This window comes from Pseudoalteromonas luteoviolacea, assembly GCF_001696455.1.
Classification (GTDB): Bacteria; Pseudomonadota; Gammaproteobacteria; order Enterobacterales; family Alteromonadaceae; genus Pseudoalteromonas; species Pseudoalteromonas luteoviolacea_C.
On the sequence record NZ_MAUJ01000002.1, the window covers coordinates 271,004 to 287,390 of the forward strand.

Below are 16,387 nucleotides of genomic sequence, written 5' to 3' on the forward strand. Positions count from 1 at the left end.
TGATATTTAAACTAACTGATAAACCTAATAACACGGGAAACAACATAATGAAAAACGTTCGCTTAACTAAGGTAGCTGGTGCTTTAGTCTTAGCCCTAGGCGTATCTGCTTCAGCTTTTGCTTCAGACACATCATCTGCGATGCGAGGCAAGATAACAACACCTGAAGGTAGCGCAGCCGCAAACGTTAAAGTAACTGTAATTCACGAACCTACTGGTACAGTGAGCCACTTCGTAACAAATGACTCTGGTGCATTCATCGCTAAAGGTCTACGTGTTGGTGGTCCATACAAGGTCATCTTAGATTCTGACGCTTACAGCGACACAGAACTAGACAATATCTTTCTAGACCTAGGCCAAACTCGCCGTGTAATTTCTCAGTTAGAGCCTAAAAAAATTGAAACTATCCAAGTTTCTGGCTACAAAATTGTTCAGCAAGCTGGTGGCTCATCAAGTGTTTTCGGTGAAGAAACACTTAAAAATATGCCAAGCTTCAATAACGACCTTAAAGACGTTGCACGTTTAAACCCGTTAGCTTCAATTAACGGCAATGGCGAACTAACAATCGCGGGTAATAACCCAAGAACAAACAGCTTCACCGTTGATGGCATTGGTCAAAATGATGACTTCGGTTTACAATTTGGCGGTTACGCAACTCAACAACCACCAGTAGCACTTGATGCGGTTGAACAGGTATCAGTAGATGCTGCTCCTTTCTCTGCTAAAAAGGGCAACTTCGGTGGCGGTACTATCAACGCTGTAACGAAATCTGGTTCAAACGAGTATACGTTTACTGGTTTCTACGAGGTTTCAAATCCAAGCCTATCGGGTGATTTGCAGTCAATCAATGAAATCGATGGATTAGATAGCGATCAACACCGTCAATATGAAACGGTTGAATCTGATTCGATTGTTGAAGAAAACCGTTTTGGCTTTAGTACCGGTGGTGCAATTTTAAAAGATCAATTGTTCTATTTCGTAAACTATAACTCATGGGAAAAAACACGTGAAATGAGTTATGGCTGGGACGATTCAGGCACAACTCACGAACATGATGTAAGCCAAGCTGACTACGATCGTTTCACTAACATTTTGAACAACACTTATGGCCTTACTGATGAACTTGGCGGTGACCCAGTAAGTACTAATGATTCATTACTTGTTAAATTAAGCTGGAATATCAGTGATGCACACCGTGCAGATTTTACTTACCAATGGCAAGATGACACGGAAGACCGCAATGTTGCAGAAGGTGGTAATACGGTAAAACTGGCATCAGGTCGCTACACAGAAGAGAAGTCGTTCAATAACTTCGCAACTAAAATATACTCAGACTGGACAGACAACCTTTCAACAGAAATTGGCTTAGCATATAAAGATGTTAACAGTGAGAGTGCCAACAACTCTGACCTTGGTACTGTAGAGGTAAGTATTGCTGATGGTCGAGGTCCGGGCTTCCATTTCGGTCGTGATGAGTTCCGTCATGAAAACCAATCTGAAACAGAGACAATTGCGTTTACTTTCGACGGTACATACTTCTACGGTGACCACGAAATTAACTTCGGTACACACTTAGAGAGCCTGCGCCTTTATAACCTATTTGGTGCGAATACTCGTGGCTTTTGGGAATTTGAGAGCTTAGAAGATTTCGAAGCCGGTAAAGTTAAAGAGTTCTCTTACCGTAACGCACATACCAATGACGTAAACGACTTGGCTTATGACGCGACGCGTAAGCAATTCGCAATCTACGTAGAAGATAAGTTCTACCCTACTGATGACTTAGAATTAAACGTCGGCCTACGTTATGAGCGTTTATCTTCAAGTGACAAGCCTGTACTTAACCAAGCGTTCCTTAACACTTATGGTTTTACAAACCAAGAAAACCTAGACGGCTTAGACATCATCCTACCTCGTATTGGCTTTAAGTATTACGCGACTGAAGCGCTTACAATCAGTGGTGGTATTGGTCGATTCCAAGGTGGTATTCCTAACGTATGGTACAACAACCCATACCAAAATGACGGTGTAACATACGCGTCTGCGCCACAAAGTGCACTTGACGCATATGTTGAAACAAATAATGCAATTGCTGCTGGCAACAGTGGTAATATCACGGCAGATGGATTTGGCAGCGTACCTAAGTCAGTACAAGACAAAATGGTAAGTGGTGCTGGTAGCACAAACTACACTGATCCTAATTTCGAGCTACCTTCGAGCATCCGTGCTCAAATCGGTTTCGACTACGAGTTTGATTCAGAGCTTTTAGGTGATGGCTTCAAATGGTCTGCTGAACTTTCATACCATAAAAAGCAAAATGAAGCGGTATGGTACAACACTGCATTGATCGATCCGCCGGCTGGTGAACTAGCTGCAACAAAAGATGGCCGCAAGATTTACACTTCTCGTTACGAAGGTGATCTAGCAGAGAACTTTGACATTATGATGACCAACGCGTCAGAAGATGCTCGTTCTATCATCTTCACGACGTCACTAGCTAAAGAGTGGGATAACGGTCTATACGTGTCTGCGACTTACACACACCAAGACGTAGAAGACATCTCGCCGGGTTCTTCTTCACGTGCACAAAGTAACTACAAGCATGCAGTTACAAAGAGTCGTAACGTAGACCACATTTCTACTGGTCACTATGAAATTGAGCACAGCTTCAAATTAAACCTAAGCTACAAGACTCAGTTCTTTGATGGCTATGATTCTCAGTTCAACGTGTTCTTTGAGCGTCGTTCTGGTCGTCCATACAGCTACGTCATGGGCTTCTTTAGAGATGGTGACTATGGTGATACACGCGACTTTTACTCAAACAGCGCATACTTGGCATATATCCCATCAGGTCCAAACGATGACAACGTGACGTACAAAGACGGTTTTGGATGGGCTGATTTAGAGAAGCTACTTAACCGTGCTGGTATTTCAGAGCGTGGTCAAATCCTAGACCGTAACACTTACAAGCAGCCATGGGTTACGACAATGGATATTAGCTTTAAGCAAGATATCCCTGGCTTCTACGACGATCACAAAGCGCAAGTTTACGTGATGATCGAGAACTTTGCTAACATGCTTAACAGCGATTGGGGCGTTGAACGTCGTTTACGCTTCACAACGCAAAGCATCTATGACTTCGGTGGATACGACGATGACGGTCGCATTATCATCGAGAATAAGTTCCGCGGTGCAGACGTACGTAACTACAGCGAAATCGAAGATAACAAGTCAGCTTGGCGTGCTAAAATCGGTGTTCGTTACACATTCTAATATCTAACTTAAACATGTAATTAGATTCCAAAGGCCAGTTTTAAACTGGCCTTTTTTATTTCTTGCACTTATTAAATCTGGTCCAGCTATAAATATTCAATTTTTCGAGTTCAACACAATCTGCCTTAAACACATTGAATGGCGTGATACTTAGTAAAACACCGTTGGATAAAGCCTTGTCTTTAAAAAGTATAGGACGTGTATCAAACCTCAGACTCAGATGGGCAGAACCCGACAGGACTATTGCGCGAGTATCTAATTTCCCTGTTGCGAGTTACCAAATTGAAATGTACGGGATATTATAAAAGCGGCGACCACGCATTGCGCTCAGTTTGATATTACGACCCACCTTCTCAGGAGTATTCGGTAAGTACAGCAAGCTCGAAGCAGCATTTTCTAAGCAGGCATTGATTTAGAGCCCGCTTTCTTGCTTGTTATATTTCCCCTTTCTCTTCTACTGATCTAGACAATTTAGCGATCAGCTCTCTAAACACAGCTTTCTCATTGTCTGTAAAGTTAGATAAAAGCGCACTTTCCCACTCTTTTGCTTTTGGCGTTAGCTGTTTGTAGAGTTTTAAGCCCTCTTCAGTTGCTTGTAATACCGAGGCGCGTTTGTCCGCCGGATGCTTTGTTAGACGTAATAACTGCTTTTCTTCTAACTGTTTAATCGCACGAGAAACCGTAGATTTATCCATGTTAGCCAATTCACAGACTTGTTTAGCGGTTGCGATTTCCAAATTGAACAGGTGGGACAGAACGCGCCATTGTGCCTGTGTAAGACTAGCTTCGGCGCTATAAACCTGTGCAAAATCATCACTGACTTTAGTCGATAAAGATACTAACTGATAAGGTAAAAACTGACTTATGTCTAATATTGATTTATTGCTCACAGTGGAAAGGGCCTCTCACATTTCGTAATTATTTTTTTACAGTACATCTTTATCGGGATGTTTGCAATTACTCTCACATGAGAGTATCTTACAGGAAACATTAATGGAGTCTAAGTAAAATGAGTACAGAATTCGAATATATGACAGGATTCGGTAACGAATTTGAAACCGAAGCATTACCTGGCGCGTTACCTGTCGGTCAATTTTCACCGCAAAAAGTTAAATACGACCTATACGCTGAGCAATATAATACAACAGCATTTACCGCCCCTCGTGCTGAAAATCGCAGAAACTGGTTCTACCGCATTCGTCCGTCGGTCCTGCAAGGCGAATATGAAGCGATGGATAACGGCCTAGTTCGAACTGGCCCTATTACAGAGGTCCCTACTCCTCCATCGATGTTACGTTGGAACCCTGTAGATGTACCTAGCGAAAAAACCGACTTCATTGATGGCTTAATCACTATGGCGGCAAATGGCAGTGCCAACAGCCAAGTAGGTATCGGTATCCATGTTTATGTGGCAAATGCTTCAATGGAAGGCCGTTATTTTTATAATGCGGACGGCGAATTATTATTTGTACCACAACAAGGCGAATTAGTTTTACACACTGAATGTGGCAATTGATATCAAGCCTGGTGAAATTGCTGTGATACCTCGAGGTTTAAAATTCAGAGTTGAATTAATCAGTGAAACTGTAAGAGGCTATATCTGTGAAAACTATGGTCATCCATATATTCTTCCAGAGCGTGGTCCTGTAGGTGCAAATGGTTACACTAACGAACGTGATTTCCAATACCCAGTCGCTGCTTTTGAAGACTTAGAAGGCGATTTCGAGCTCGTCGCAAAATTCAACGGGAACTTATTCCGTTGTGATATCGGTCATTCTCCGCTGGATGTAGTTGCTTGGACTGGTAACAGCGGGCCGTATAAGTACGAACTATCACGATTTAATGTCATGAATACGGTTAGCTTTGATCATCCCGATCCCTCAATTTTCACAGTCTTGACCTCGCCATCTGGACAAGAAGGCGTCGCAAATGTTGACTTCGTCATCTTCCCTCCACGTTGGATGGTGGCAGAGAACACATTCCGCCCACCTTATTACCACCGTAATATCATGAGTGAGTTTATGGGTTTGATAGAGGGTGTATATGACGCAAAAGAACATGGGTTTGTGCCTGGTGGTATGAGTTTGCATAATTGTATGTCTCCTCATGGTCCAGAAGCTGACGTATTTGAAAAAGCATCAAATGCAGAGTTAGAGCCTCAGCGCTACGAAAACACACTAGCGTTTATGTTCGAGTCCCGCTACGTCATTTCTCCGACGAAATATGCGCTCGAAGGTAAAGAGCGTCAGCCAAATTATGCTGATTGTTGGAAAGGCATTAAAAAATACTTTAAAGGCGCTTAATCTACTGTAGATTAAACTACAACTAGAACGCTTTAAATTGGCCACTTCATGTGGCCTTCGTCGTGAAAAAGGATCAACAATGAAACTGTATACTTATTTCCGTTCATCTGCGGCTTATAGAGTACGTATCGCATTAAATCTTAAAGGCATAGAGCATGAGCTTGAAGCTGTTAACCTATTAAAGTCTGAGCAACAGCAGCAGCCTTACACGGACAAGAACCCTCAAGGTTTGTTGCCAGCAATGGAAACTGAGCAAGGTACACTGGCACAGTCTTTAGCAATATTAGAATGGCTAGAAGATACACACCCAGAAATACCATTGCTTCCTAGTGACCCGTGGGAAAAAGCACAAGTGAGAAACTTCAGCTATGCGATTGCTTGTGACATTCACCCAATTGATAACCTTCGTGTTTTGAAATATTTAGCGAATGAGTTAAATGTCACGGATGAACAGAAGACAACTTGGTATCAACATTGGATCATAGAAGGATTTAAGAAATTAGAGCCAACGCTTGGAAATGGGCCGTTTTGTTTTGGGGAGCAGCCGACCCTAGCGGATCTTTGCCTAGTTCCACAAGTATTCAATGCATTACGCTTCAAAGTTGATATGGCACAATTTCCAAAAATTGCCGCTGTATACGAGCACTGTAATACTTTAGATGCATTTATTAAGGCTGCACCTGAAAACCAGCCAGATGCAGCTTAATCTGCTCATGGCGCGCTATTTAAGCGCGCCATGTACTTGATCAATGTGGGCCAGTAAATCGTGGCCCAAGTCAGTTAGATATCCCCCATCCGGGCGATCAATAACGCCTTTCTCAAACAATCGCTCCGCTGCAGCTAAAATGCTCTGATCAGCACTACTATGTATTTTAAGACCTTGGTGCAAACTGCTCCTTGGAAATTTTGCTAAAAGTTCTAGTTCCGCCATTAACTGAGTGTCAAATGCCATACTTCCCCCTATTACAATCAAGCTACCATTCGGGCATGACTTGTGCTTACATTTAGATATAACTCGTTCGACGAGGTTGCCGTCGAAAATCCCTTTGACAGTAGTTCAAACAAGCAAACATGCTACTTAATATTATTGTTGTTTTAGCTACTTTGACTTAATAAACATTAGCCCAGACTATGAGTAATGCCATGTATAAGATCAATTTTTTAGCATTTTTAATACTTTTTTTATTTATCAGCCCCATAAATGCAAAAGAGCAATCAGCCAGAGTCTTTATTGATGCGCCTGAACGCGTTTGCTGGTTCAATTCTTCAAAGTACAGTGAAGGCGCACTTATTAAGCAATTTGATCAAGTTTACATTTGCAGCCATAGATACACAAACCAGCCTGACAGCCCTTTGGTTTGGTTGCAAATGAATGAACGAGGAGAGATAAAAAGGCTGGATTTACGAGGCAAGATACGAGTACACTAGCGCGTCGTAACAAATGAGACACACTATGAGTAATGAACAACCGAATAACCCGCTCCACGGCGTGAAGTTACAAGAAATTTTAGAACGTTTGGAAGCAGAGCTGGGGTGGCAAGAAATGGCCCAACAGGTCAGCATAAATTGTTTTAAGTCAGATCCATCAATCAAATCGAGCCTAAAGTTCCTACGTAAAACACCTTGGGCACGAGAAAAGGTTGAGCAGCTTTACTTAGACACTTTTCATGGTTTTTCTTGGCCGACCACACCTAAAAAGTAATTCGGCAGTTTGGTAGCACTTTGACACCTGTCACAACTACTCAGCTTGTTTGTATGCATGCTTTATCTTTTTCACTATGTGTGGCGCTAAGTTTTTGTTGCAGGCAAAATAAAGCTGAGTATTGAGGTTTTTCAGTGTTAATACGGGCTCTAGTTGAGCGCTCTTTGGCTCATGTTGTTGTTTAAACTTAAACTGGTTATCGCTTAAAATGACCAGATCAACAAAACCTCTGCGAGCTTCTAATAGCTCAAATACTCTTTCAAATGAGTTTATCAAGACCAAGTTGTAACCTTCGATAAAGCCATTTTTTATCAAAAATTGGTGACTGTAGTTGTCTTTGATAACCGCTACTTTGTATTGCTTGGCATCCTCGACATCCTCTATCGTAATTTTTGAAGATTTCAGAGCATAAAATGACGTAGTAAACTGACTAATAGGAAAAACCCAATCAAACTTTTCCCCTCTCAGATCATTTTTTGCCATCGAAAAAATACAGGTATTATTGTCTCTTGCGGCTGTATTGTAGGCCGTCGTCCAAGTTTGTACACTGATGTGATAGTCAATTTTCGCTTTACTGAGTACAGCCCTTACCTTATCCGCCGCAATACCAACTAACTCTCCTTCCCCATTAATATATTGAAAATTAGGAAAGTTTTCAGTCACCACATTTAACTGGTATTGAGCTTTAGCACCACCAACATAAAGCATCAAGAAAGCGACAAGCAAACACTTAAACAACTTAGGATCCTTCTACTATATCAACATCAATCTAAACTATAGGAAAAAATAACTAGCGTGTGAAATAGGACAGTCAAATTTGCTACGTAGGAAAGAAGGTTGTTAAAAAGGCTTAATTGAAATTACAAGGGAAGAAAGAGAAGGAGACTATGCTCCTTCGGTTTAAGCATTATGCTTTGTTCATCGCATCAATCAAGAACGCTGACAATTTTGCGCCCTCTCTTAATGTTGTCTCTGAGCTAGATTGGCCAGCTAAAGAGCTATCTGTGAATGGGGCAATTTCCATCATATCAGCCCCTGTAATTGGGAATTCGTCAGCTAACGCCTTAAGGATAGTCATCGCTTCATCAGGGGTTAGTCCGCCAGTTTCTGGGGTTCCAGTTGCCGCGGCAAATTCCTCGTCTAATGCGTCAATATCGAAGCTGACATATAGTTCATCTACATTGTCTGATTTCAGTTGTTCGATAACTTGTGCAACGATTGCCTCAGCACCTTGAGAGCGGATTTCATGCGCCCAATGCTGCTTAACACCAAATGTGCCTTCCCAGTGCTCTTTTGATTTGCCGCTAGAGCGGATACCAAACTGAATGAGATGATGCGGTGCAGGTAAAAACTCAAGAATATGTGTACACCAAGAGCCAAAACACAAATCAATACCTAGCCTTTCAACTAGTAAGTCAGTGTGCGCGTCAAAATGAATAATCGCAGTACGCTTACCTTGCTCTCTTTTCGCTTTCAAATAAGCTTTTGTCAGTGGGTAACTGATGGAATGATCACCACCAATACCAAACACGCCCTTGTCAGGGTAGTGTTTGTAAAAGCCATCACATACATCTTCGGTGATGGATAATGGCGCGACAAAGTACTCGCTATTCTCATCTTGATAAAGTGCTTTTTGACAGTTTGAGATTGTGCCTTCGTTCAAATACTTGTCGTGCAATAAATGAGGAATAACACGTACGTCACCCAAATCAAAAGCAGAAGTCTGTGGCTGTTGCTCTATCAGCGTACTGCGTAAAAACAGAGGGCCCCAGTTTGCACCACGTAGAATACCACCACCGCAATCCGAGCTAATGCCCAAAATCGCTGCTTTGTATTCGCTTTGCTCTAATGTTTTTAACGAGTCTTTCCAAAGGGTTTCTACCCCTTCTGTTTGCCCGTATAGCTTCTGTCGAAGTGCTTCTTTTCTTTCTTTTGCCGTATTTACAGTGAATACACCATCGCCCGGTGGGCACAAACAATTTTCTAGTTTTTCAAGGTATTGTGATTTACTGTTGCTCATAGCGTGCTCCTCAAAAATTGCATAATCATGCTAGATTAACTCTATCTCAATAACGTACGACGCGATTGAATTCAGCTGACTTGAACTTAAATTAAGGCACATAACACTTTTTCTTAGAATAGAAAAACTAAATATAAACAATACCTTAAATATATTACAAGATGACCTTAGAGAAAATCAAAGTTGGAATATGGCTGGTATAACACGGCTGATTTATAAGTCAACCGCTGCCACGAAATGGGGATCGGTGTGCAGCGGTTTATTATTCATAGAACCTGTCTACTTATTCGTAACCTCTGGGCTTTTTGGTTTTGATAATAGCGATATATCCGTGCCAGCTTGCATATGCCAATAAAGGCATAATCACAATGAAACCAGCAGCTCCAGTTAAAAACCCAATCAATACCAAGGTAACAATCGTTGCTCCCCAAACGAACATCGCAGGTGCATTTGTTTTGACAGCGTGCACAGACGATACCACCGCAGTCATAATATCTACCCTACGCTCCATCATGATTTGAGGTGTAAAAGCTGAAATTGCAAAAACGCACAACATCAATACGCCTCCAACAATAGACCCTAACGCCAAAAAAGCCTGTAGTTGTTCAAAAGTTGGATTGGGCACATTGGGATATAATGCATGGATGAGCGCTGCTAATCTCATCCAAACAATCATAATAACCATCAGTAAAATCGCAAAGCCCCACTCCCCCGCAGGGTTTCTAAACATGGACTTTAAACTATGCATCAGCGTAGGCTTATGGCCTTTTTCTAACTCCCAAGCGACATCATAGAGGCCAGCTGCGAATGCTGGCCCAATTAAGGCGAAAGCGACTGAAGCGGGTAATATCACTAAATGAGTACCTGACTGAAATACTAACCACATTATAAAGGCAGGAATTATGCTAAATACCAAACCATAAATCAGGCTTAACATTGGGGCTCTAATTATATCTTTGCAAGCCAATGATAACCAATGGAATGGAGCTAGCGCACTAATTTGGTTGCTCTCTAAACACCGAGCAAACTCTTGGTTCTTATCGATAGGTTGAGATGTTGGCATAATGTTTCCTCTCTACATTGCTATATTAAGGTTTAGATGAGCACTGCCTAACATGCAAGCATTGCAATAATTGACTGTTAAATTTGTTAGAAAATAATCTCTATAACAACTCAAACGGCCATGTTATTCATGCTCAGATATAGTTACGCCTAAATTGGGCTATTTAGTTAATGACGTCAGTGATAGCGGACATGTGTCCTGTACTTAAAAGCCCGTAACTTTAACCATTACGTTTTAGAACATAAAAAGGTTTTTTATGGAAAAGGTATTTCATTTGGGGTTAACCCAAGCAGATCTTAAAGGCGCAACGCTGGCAATTGTTCCGGGTGACCCTGAACGCTCTAAGCGAATCGCACATCAACTAGAAGAACCCATCTGCTTGGCACAAACCAGAGAGTTTCACGTATACCTTGCAAACATCAAAGGTCACCCAATTGTTGTTTGCTCTACAGGCATCGGTGGTCCTTCAACTTCTATCGCGGTAGAAGAGCTTGCTCAACTAGGTATTAAGACATTTTTAAGAATTGGAACTACAGGCGCTATTCAGCCTCATATCGATGAAGGTGATATTTTGGTAAGCACTGCGTCAGTAAGGTTAGATGGCGCAAGTCAACACTTTGCTCCGTTATCATACCCAGCTGTCTCAGACTTCCATTCTACGCAAGCGATGGTAAAAGCGTGTGAGCATGAAGGTGTGCCGTACCATACGGGTATCACGGCTTCTAGTGACACCTTCTACCCTGGACAGGAGCGCTACGATACCTATTCGGGTTATGTTTCAAAGGCGTTCCAAGGCTCGTGCGAAGAATGGCAAAAGCTCAATGTCATGAATTACGAGATGGAATCCGCAACCTTGTTTACGATGTGTGCAGCCTTAGGGTTAAACGCTGCCTGTATTGCCGGCGTACTTGTAAATAGAACAAGGCAAGAAATCCCTGATGTTGACCATCAAATGGTGGAAAAACGCGCAGTGTCCGTCGTGATTAAAGCGGCTGAAATCCTCGTTACGCAAACAAAGTAGGCACAGGCCTACTTTGTTTCAAATACATGGTGTAGCAAGGATGAATCACCATTTAAATTAGTCAAAACCGCCTCAGCAACTGCTTTTTGATTCTCACAGCCTTTCGTTTCAACTAAAGTCACACGTTCAACTTTCGCATCCGCCAGCGTCTCACCAGCTAAAGCGAGTTGACTCAGTACGCTACTCATTGGAGATAAACTTGGGCTGTATGCAGCATTTTCGGCATATCGACCATAAAACACACGGCCATCTGTTAACACCAATTCGGCCGCACTCATATTTTTGCTATACGGCACATATGCCAGCCTGACTTGCTCTTTGAGTTGCTCCGAAATAGGGAGAGAAATTTCAACTTGCTCGGCACTTTTCGCCATCAGAGCTTCTTGGTTACCCAAATCTTTAGGGCCAAAATCACATGGTAAAAGTTCTTCAAGGGAGTACCTACCAGTCGGCAGCAAAATCTCTAATGTGCCTGCAGTGCTCAGTTCATTCATAAATTGGCGACAAAACCCACACGGAGCGGCATTTATTGCAATAGTGGTGATCTCTTTAGCACCATTAATCCATGCGTTATTTATCGCGGCTTGCTCTGCATGAACGACCAAAGACAGTGCTTGGTGTTTAAATTCCAAGTTGGCGCCGAAGTACATGTTGCCAGTGATTTTGTCAAAAATGACTGCACCAACGTAAAAGGAGGAAATTGGGGCTTGCGCAAACTTTGCAGCTATTGGTAACAACGCTTGCTGTAAGGACTCTACATCACAATTCAGCTGTGATGTTAATTGATTGACCAAGTCTGCTTTGATCACGCCATGTGACTGCTTGCACGACTCGATAATGAATAATTCAGTTTTATCGTCTATTAATGCCATAACTTTTTTATTATAGAATATGGCATGCCAGTTTACGCACCTTTTAAGCGTTACTCAACCATTCCTTTGCCGATTTAAAACATTCAAAATTTTCCGCGTGGATACCAAATCGTTTTACTTTCTGTAAAAACAAATCGTGCATATATCCTTCAAAGCCAACAACACGCGCGATTTGCATATTTGAAACGTAATGGGCTACTTTAGGCATTACATTTACGATATCGATTGCAGCAAATTTATGCTCCAACTCAGAGACATCCACCAGCACTTTATTGCTGCCATGCGACTCAGAGTATTTCTTCACTGCTTTATATGCATTTAATACGTCTTCCACACCGGCACAGCCTCTCAGTGTCATCATAATTAATGAAGTAGATTTGTCGTAAGTAATGCTAGTCGATAACAATGACATTTTTCGCTCGATATATTCAGTTAAACGTATAAAAGTGCTTTGTGGCCGTGAATTTTAATTTATAGAGGCTGCCTGTCAATAAATTACGATTTAAAAACTAGAAAAAAATAAAAAACCAACCCTAATGGATTGGTTTTTTATTTCCAGTTGTTATTTAAAAGTTTACTTTTAAAACTTTTAGGAAAATAGGATTACCCCGTATTGCGTAATCCAGCCGCTATGCCCATCATCGTGATCATCAAAGCACTGTCCAATTTCTGATCCTCAGACTCTCTTGTGCGCTTGAGTAACTCGACCTGCAATAAATTAAGCGGATCTGTGTATGGGTTTCTTAATTTAATTGACTCTTTTACCCAAGGCTGTGCCGACAGTAAACTCCCTTTCGGTGCTAATCTTTGAACGCCTTCCATTGTTTCTTTTAATTCGATACGCAGCTTTTCACCAATCGGACGCAAATTATCTGGAACTAAACGTTCATCGTAATATTCTGTTAGCCAAAGGTCAGCTTTGCAAAACACCATCTCAAGCATTTCTAGGCGAGTCCTAAAGAATGGCCACAAGTCGCTCATTTCTTCAATTAATGCTTCACCGCCTAGATTCAAAACAGCTTTAATGCCTTCATTTGCACCTAGCCAAGCCGGTAACATTAACCGGTTTTGGCTCCATGCAAAGATCCATGGAATTGCTCTCAAACTTTCAATACCACCTTGGGGGTTACGCTTTGCAGGTCTTGACCCAAGTGGCAGTTTAGCTAACTCAATTTCAGGCGTCGCACTGCGAAAGTAAGGCACAAAGTCAGGCGTATTGCGCACGTACTTGCGGTATTGATCACAGGATGCTTTACTGAGCAGTTCCATCGCCTCTCGCCACTGTGATTTTGGTGTTGGGGGTGGGAAGAGATTATTTTCAACAATAGCACTGGCGTACAAAGACAAACTTTGGATAGCGACATTAGGCAACCCAAACTTAAATCGGATCATCTCTCCTTGTTCTGTGACGCGCAAGCCATGCTTCAGCGACCCTGGCGGTTGTGAGCGAAGAGCTTGTTGTGCCGGAGCGCCACCTCTACCAATCGTTCCACCACGGCCGTGAAAGAGCTTCATTTTAATGCCATGCTGCTCACCCAAAGAAATTAAAGACTCCATGGCACGATACTGAGCCCAACCAGCGGCCATCATACCTGCATCTTTCGCCGAATCAGAGTAACCAATCATAATGTACTGCTGATGTGCAAGATGTCCCTTGTACCAACTAGAGCTCAAAAGCGCTTTCATCACCTCTGGAGCACGATTTAAGTCATCCAAGGTTTCGAACAATGGCGCTACCGGTAAGTTAAATCTGACCCCACTTTCTTTTAGCATTAATTGCACAGCCAAAACGTCTGAGGCATTTCTCGCCATTGATATAACATATATACCCAGTGCAGCTCTGTCCTGTGCCGCGATTGTTTCAAATGTATTGATAACCTCTTGAGCAGCATCACTTGGCTGCCATTGCTTAGGAATAATGGGTCGTCTTGAGCTAAGCTCTGACAACAAAAATGCCTGCTTGTCGGCTTCGGACCACTGTGCATAATCACCGATACCTAAGTATCTCGTGAGCTCTGACAATACTTCTGTATGGCGGGCTGAGTCCTGCCTAATGTCGAGTTTACATAAATGCACACCAAAACAATCTAAACGGCGCAATACATCTTGTAATAGTCCTTTCGCTATAACTTCCATACCTTGTTCATTGAGCGAGTTAAAACAAACAAGTAATGGCTCCTTAAGCTGATCAGTGAAGCGGATCTTGTCGCTGCTCGAGCTTGGGACACCTTTGATTTTATCTTCTAAATGATTAATTGTTTCGCGTAAATCCGCCTTAAGTGTCTTCAATAACTGGCGGTATGGCTCACTACTACCATTAGTCATCGAAAGCAGTGTCTCATTCGCTTCGCTCATGGATAACTCAGCGCTTAATTTGTCCAAGTCACGGAAATACAAATCAAGTGCCATCCATCGGCCATGATCAAGTACACTCTGTGTCACCTCTGCGGTTACATTTGGGTTTCCGTCTCTGTCTCCCCCCATCCAAGAAGCGAGTTTCACTGGCGCATAGTTAAGAGGGAGATCGATATTTAGATATTGCTTTACGAGCTTACCCAAGTTGTCAACAAACTGAGGAATGGCGTGCCACAAGCTGTTTTCAACAACCGCAAACCCCCATTTAGCCTCCTCTAATGGTGTAGGTCGTTTGTCGCGAATTTCGTTGGTATGCCACGCTTGGCAAATCAATTGCGCGACACGTGACAATATACGTTCTCTTTCGATACTATCTGATTCATTATTCTCAAGCTGCTTTAAACAATCACTCAGTTCAACGTGTTTACTGATAATCGTTCTTCGGGTTACCTCTGTAGGGTGCGCAGTTAAAACCAACTCTATTTGTAAGGCCTCAAGCGCCCCCATTGCGTCCTCTAGTGAGCACTCTCCTTTTTCAACCCGGACTTTAAGCGTTTTTAAAGTTTCTTCAATCGTTACAAAGGGGCCTTGTGGCGCACCAGATTTAGAGACGGTATGATACTGATCTGCAACATTCGCGAGATTTAGAAAGTGATTAAACGCTCTACAAACGGGGAGCAACTCTTCATTACTTAGAGACTTCAAGATTTCAATTAATGTTTGACGAGCTTGGTGATCTCCGCTTCTAGACGCTTTAGCTAGGTGTCTTATTTGCTCTACTTTTTCTAGCACTTTTTCGCCTTGTGCATGCTCGATAGTTGCACCCAGGCACTCACCAAGTAAGCTCACATTGCGGCGTAAATTTGTATATTGCTGATCCATACACACTCCTTGAATACTAATTAATCAACCCAATATACTGCCAAACCAATGGAAATGAAAAGACCATTTCATTACAGCCATCATAGTGCTTGTAAGGTGCCAAGCCACTCTATATTAGATATTGATCCAAAAGCTGAAGTTGATCGTAGTGTTAATAAACAATTTAGTTTGAAAGCGATGAATCAAGATATAGCAGTTGTTATCGGTGCCAGCGGAGCGATTGGCAAAGCAGTTGTAAACGAAAAATTGAAGCACAACATGCACGTTATCGCCGTTAGTAGGTCCCCCGTAAACATCAAACATCCGTACATGACTATGTACGAATGCGACTATTCCGCTCAAAGTATTCTCACGATAGCAGAGAGGATTGGTCGGATTTATCCCAAGGTAAGGTCGATAACGGTGTGCAATGGGGTATTACACACCCATGAAAACATGCCAGAGAAGAAAATAGAGTCCTTTAACAACGATTACTTCGCCACGCTCTTACACGTGAATACCACGATCCCATTTAGCTGGCTGCAAGCATTCATGCCCTACCTAGTGTCAACCGAGACGCCCTGTGTCTTCACGGCTTTAAGTGCACGGATCGGCAGTATCAGCGACAACAAATTGGGAGGCTGGTACAGTTATCGTGCATCAAAAGCTGCCTTGAATATGTTGTTTAAAACTGCATCCATAGAACTGGCGAGGCGTAAATGCAACGCTAAATTGATGCTATTTCACCCCGGCACAACAGACTCAGAGTTATCGAAACCATTTCAAAGTAATGTTCCCTCGAGCAAACTATTTACACCTGCCTTTGTTGCCGAACAGTTGAACAAGTTCGAGCAAAATAGAGAGTTCAACCACGAGGTAGACTTTATAGATTGGCAGGGAAAACCCATAAGTTGGTGATAC

At 42.3% G+C, this 16,387-nt stretch carries 14 protein-coding genes and 1 pseudogene; 7 read left to right on the forward strand and 8 right to left on the reverse strand.

Annotated elements, in window-relative coordinates:
* Positions 1-47 precede the first annotated feature (47 nt).
* Positions 48-3,269 (forward strand): TonB-dependent receptor, encoded by a 3,222-nt coding sequence (locus A7985_RS09775; RefSeq protein ID WP_065790491.1) that lies wholly within the window; start codon positions 48-50, stop codon positions 3,267-3,269.
* Between the two features lie 434 nt (positions 3,270-3,703).
* Here A7985_RS09775 and A7985_RS09780 read toward each other — a convergent pair whose 3' ends face one another.
* Positions 3,704-4,159, reverse strand: a complete 456-nt coding sequence (locus A7985_RS09780) for a MarR family winged helix-turn-helix transcriptional regulator (protein ID WP_065790280.1) — start codon at positions 4,157-4,159, stop codon at positions 3,704-3,706.
* A 119-nt stretch (positions 4,160-4,278) separates the two neighbouring features.
* Here A7985_RS09780 and hmgA point away from each other — a divergent pair.
* A pseudogene (gene hmgA / locus A7985_RS09785) lies at positions 4,279-5,572 on the forward strand (homogentisate 1,2-dioxygenase).
* Positions 5,573-5,651: 79 nt separating this feature from the next.
* A complete protein-coding gene (gene maiA / locus A7985_RS09790; protein ID WP_065790281.1) occupies positions 5,652-6,278 on the forward strand; it encodes a maleylacetoacetate isomerase in 627 nt (208 codons plus the stop codon).
* Between the two features lie 15 nt (positions 6,279-6,293).
* Here maiA and A7985_RS09795 read toward each other — a convergent pair whose 3' ends face one another.
* Positions 6,294-6,524 (reverse strand): TIGR02647 family protein, encoded by a 231-nt coding sequence (locus A7985_RS09795; protein WP_065790282.1) that lies wholly within the window; start codon positions 6,522-6,524, stop codon positions 6,294-6,296.
* Positions 6,525-6,715: 191 nt separating this feature from the next.
* On the opposite strand from A7985_RS09795, the gene A7985_RS09800 reads away from it, so the two are divergent.
* Together A7985_RS09800 and A7985_RS09805 are read left to right on the forward strand one after the other, a co-directional pair.
* Positions 6,716-7,000, forward strand: coding sequence for a DUF1496 domain-containing protein (locus A7985_RS09800; RefSeq protein ID WP_065790283.1), 285 nt, complete (start codon positions 6,716-6,718; stop codon positions 6,998-7,000).
* 25 nt (positions 7,001-7,025) lie between these two features.
* Positions 7,026-7,274 carry a VF530 family DNA-binding protein gene (locus tag A7985_RS09805; RefSeq protein WP_065790284.1) on the forward strand — a complete coding sequence of 83 codons (249 nt, stop codon included), beginning with the start codon at positions 7,026-7,028 and terminating at the stop codon, positions 7,272-7,274.
* A gap of 36 nt (positions 7,275-7,310) precedes the next feature.
* Here A7985_RS09805 and A7985_RS09810 read toward each other — a convergent pair whose 3' ends face one another.
* The 3 genes from A7985_RS09810 to A7985_RS09820 all read right to left on the reverse strand — a co-directional run bounded on the left by A7985_RS09810 (position 7,311) and on the right by A7985_RS09820 (position 10,357).
* Positions 7,311-8,012 carry a substrate-binding periplasmic protein gene (locus tag A7985_RS09810; protein WP_256096697.1) on the reverse strand — a complete coding sequence of 234 codons (702 nt, stop codon included), beginning with the start codon at positions 8,010-8,012 and terminating at the stop codon, positions 7,311-7,313.
* A 169-nt stretch (positions 8,013-8,181) separates the two neighbouring features.
* Positions 8,182-9,294 carry an arginase family protein gene (locus tag A7985_RS09815; RefSeq protein WP_065790285.1) on the reverse strand — a complete coding sequence of 371 codons (1,113 nt, stop codon included), beginning with the start codon at positions 9,292-9,294 and terminating at the stop codon, positions 8,182-8,184.
* Between the two features lie 283 nt (positions 9,295-9,577).
* Positions 9,578-10,357, reverse strand: a complete 780-nt coding sequence (locus A7985_RS09820; protein ID WP_065790286.1) for a DUF2189 domain-containing protein — start codon at positions 10,355-10,357, stop codon at positions 9,578-9,580.
* Positions 10,358-10,613: 256 nt separating this feature from the next.
* Here A7985_RS09820 and udp point away from each other — a divergent pair, with 256 nt between their 5' ends.
* Entirely contained in the window at positions 10,614-11,378 is a 765-nt protein-coding gene (gene udp, locus A7985_RS09825) for a uridine phosphorylase (RefSeq protein WP_065790287.1), read from the forward strand.
* Between the two features lie 8 nt (positions 11,379-11,386).
* Here the strand turns inward: udp and cdd are convergent, their stop codons facing one another.
* The 3 genes from cdd to ppc form a co-directional block, all read right to left on the reverse strand.
* Positions 11,387-12,250 carry a cytidine deaminase gene (gene cdd / locus A7985_RS09830; RefSeq protein ID WP_065790288.1) on the reverse strand — a complete coding sequence of 288 codons (864 nt, stop codon included), beginning with the start codon at positions 12,248-12,250 and terminating at the stop codon, positions 11,387-11,389.
* Between the two features lie 43 nt (positions 12,251-12,293).
* Positions 12,294-12,662 carry a hypothetical protein gene (locus A7985_RS09835; protein WP_063378654.1) on the reverse strand — a complete coding sequence of 123 codons (369 nt, stop codon included), beginning with the start codon at positions 12,660-12,662 and terminating at the stop codon, positions 12,294-12,296.
* 191 nt (positions 12,663-12,853) lie between these two features.
* Entirely contained in the window at positions 12,854-15,487 is a 2,634-nt protein-coding gene (gene ppc / locus A7985_RS09840) for a phosphoenolpyruvate carboxylase (protein ID WP_065790289.1), read from the reverse strand.
* 177 nt (positions 15,488-15,664) lie between these two features.
* Between ppc and A7985_RS09845 the strand changes: the two genes are divergently transcribed.
* Complete coding sequence (locus tag A7985_RS09845; RefSeq protein WP_065790493.1) at positions 15,665-16,384, forward strand: SDR family NAD(P)-dependent oxidoreductase; 720 nt, start codon at positions 15,665-15,667, stop codon at positions 16,382-16,384.
* Positions 16,385-16,387 lie beyond the last annotated feature (3 nt).